The sequence below is a fragment of the Phenylobacterium sp. genome, assembly GCF_044236515.1.
Lineage (GTDB): Bacteria > Pseudomonadota > Alphaproteobacteria > Caulobacterales > Caulobacteraceae > Phenylobacterium.
On sequence record NZ_JBIIGK010000257.1, the window covers coordinates 1 to 2,560 of the forward strand.

The 2,560-nt window shown below is 70.1% G+C and carries 3 protein-coding genes; 2 read left to right on the forward strand and 1 reads right to left on the reverse strand.

Translation table 11 applies throughout. The features are described from left to right. On the reverse strand, positions 1-853 hold an 853-nt coding region (locus ACILRF_RS15970; protein WP_395674634.1), incomplete at its 3' end, for a cell wall hydrolase. A 321-nt stretch (positions 854-1,174) separates the two neighbouring features. On the opposite strand from ACILRF_RS15970, the gene ACILRF_RS15975 reads away from it, so the two are divergent. Together ACILRF_RS15975 and ACILRF_RS15980 are read left to right on the forward strand one after the other, a co-directional pair. Continuing rightward, positions 1,175-1,360, forward strand: a complete 186-nt coding sequence (locus ACILRF_RS15975) for a hypothetical protein (protein WP_395674636.1) — start codon at positions 1,175-1,177, stop codon at positions 1,358-1,360. Positions 1,361-1,451: 91 nt separating this feature from the next. Continuing rightward, positions 1,452-2,560: DEAD/DEAH box helicase family protein (locus ACILRF_RS15980; RefSeq protein WP_395674638.1), on the forward strand; the 1,109-nt coding region annotated here is incomplete at its 3' end.

Sequence of the window (2,560 nt, forward strand, 5' to 3'; positions counted from 1 at the left end):
CCGGCTTCGGCTCCAGGGCGACAGGCTCGACAGCGACGGCGTCGGCCGCCTTGCCGGTGATGGCGGTCGCCAGGCGCAGCTCCGGCTGGGCCGGGGCGTGGGCGGCGGCGAGGATCACCTCGGCCGGCTGGGCGATCTCGGCCGGCGCAGCCTTCGCCGGGCGGCCGAAGCGGTAGAAGACGTGCATGCCGACCTGCGCCACGCGGCGCATCTGCGGGCCCCAGGCCGGGGCGACGGCGGTGGTGTGGAAGTGGGTGGCGGAGCCGACGTCGCCGAGCACGCGGCCCGACAGGGCGCGGGCGGCGACGCTGCGAGCGCGGTCCCAGGCGGCGGCCTCGCGGCGGCCGCGCATCGAGCCGTCGCAGGCGAAGCTGAACTGGCAGCCGCTGCCGCGCTGGGCGCCCTGGAAGACGACCGCGCAGACGGTCTTCGGGAAGGCCGGATGGTTGACGCGGTTGAGGACCACCTGGGCGACGGCGGCCTGGCCGCGGGCGGTCTCGCCGCGGGCTTCGAAATAGACCGCCTGGGTCAGGCAATCGAGGTCGCGCTTGGCCCCGCCGCGGGCGGTGTCGTTGGTGTTGGTCGCTACGATGTCGCGGACCCGTTCCCGCGTTGCGTAGGCGTCGTGCGCGCGGGCGAGGCGCAGGACGGCCGGGTCGCCGCGCAGGGCGGCCTGGGCGAACTCGCCGGAGGCCTCGGCGGCGATGCGCGAGGCGCGAGCGTGGTCGGCGGCCGCATCGGCCATGCCGCTCGCCATGTAGCCGGCGCCGACAGCCAGGCCGACGCCCGAGCCGATCAGCGCAGCGCTCAAAAGCACGCGCCCTTCGGCGCGAGCCTTAAGATAGATACTCAAGAATTTCTCGTCCTGAACGACGAGGGCGATCGACGCCCCCCGACATTGTCGCCGCGGTCGCCCCTGCTCATGCTGGCAGCGTCCGCCGGCAGGTCTGCCCGGGACTCGGTGGGGCAGACGACGGCAAATGGTGAAGGCTTTATGAAGGACCGGCGACCGAGAAGCAAGCTTTTTTGCACCGCAGCATAAAATGCCGCATCGGTGTCCCGTTCTGTGACGCTTCGGAAACGCGTCGCAAACCCGGCGCCACACGGCGCTCAGGAACCTGAGCCGAGGCCCGCCGTTTGGGAGCCGACACACCTGTCGAAACGGAGATTTCCCATGCGCAAGACGCTGGTTCTGTTCGCCGCCGCCGGCCTTCTGACCTCCCTCGCCGCCTGCGGCCACAACACCGAGCAACGGGCCGCCACCGGCGCCGTGGCGGGCGCGGTCGTCGCCGGCCCGGTCGGCGCGGCGGTCGGCGGCGCCACGGGCGCGGCGGTCAGCGCCGCGACCGACGGGCGCTAATCCTGCCCCCTCCTCTCCCCTCCGCCGCGGAGCGGGAGAGGAGGCTGTCGGCAGGCTGGCGGAACGCCACGGGAACACCTACTTTCCAGCCATGCCCAGCCCGCCGACCTCCGGCGTCGCGGATATGTCCGCGTCGTTCGACTACGACGAGAACACCATGCCGCTGCTGTGGAAGCCCCACAGGCCGGCGCGGCCGACCAAGTCGGAGGGCGGGCGGCGGTTCAAGCTGGTGTCCGATTATGAGCCGGCCGGCGACCAGCCGACGGCGATCCGCGAGCTGGTCAGCGGCCTGCAGGGGACCGAGCGCGACCAGGTGCTGCTCGGCGTCACCGGCTCGGGCAAGACCTTCACCATGGCCAAGGTCATCGAGGAGACCCAGCGCCCGGCGCTGATCCTCGCGCCCAACAAGACCCTGGCCGCCCAGCTCTACAGCGAGTTCAAGAGCTTCTTCCCCGAGAACGCGGTCGAGTTCTTCGTCTCGTACTACGACTACTACCAGCCCGAGGCCTACGTTCCGCGGACCGACACCTACATCGAGAAGGACTCGTCGATTAACGAGCAGATCGACCGGATGCGCCACTCGGCGACCCGGGCGATCCTGGAGCGCGACGACGTCATCGTCATCGCCTCGGTCAGCTGCATCTACGGCATCGGCTCGGTCGAGACCTACACGGCGATGACCTTCACCCTCGAGCCGGGGCAGAAGGTCGACGAGAAGAAGCTGATGGGCGACCTCGTGGCCCTGCAATACAAGCGCAACGACCAGGCCTTCGAGCGCGGCACCTTCCGCCGGCGCGGCGACACCATCGAGATCTTCCCCGCCCACTACGAGGACCGCGCCTGGCGGATCGGCCTGTTCGGCGACGAGATCGAGACGATCACCGAGTTCGACCCGCTGACCGGCAAGAAGACCGCCGACCTGAAGGGCATCAAGGTCTACGCCAACAGCCACTACGTCACGCCGCGCCCGACGCTCCGGCAGGCGATCAGCGAGATCAAGGTCGAGCTGAAGGCCCGCCTCGACTGGATGATCGCCAACGGCAAGCTCTTGGAAGCCCAGCGGCTGGAGCAGCGGACCACCTTCGACATCGAGATGATCGAGGCGACCGGCTCGTGCGCCGGCATCGAGAACTATTCCCGCTACCTGACCGGCCGGCGCGAGGGCGAGCCGCCGCCGACCTTCTTCGAATACATCCCCGA

Bases quoted from the DNA above. Each gene is read 5' to 3' on its own strand.
- ACILRF_RS15975 (WP_395674636.1), top strand. From the start codon at position 1,175: ATGCGCAAGACGCTGGTTCTGTTCGCCGCCGCCGGCCTTCTGACCTCC.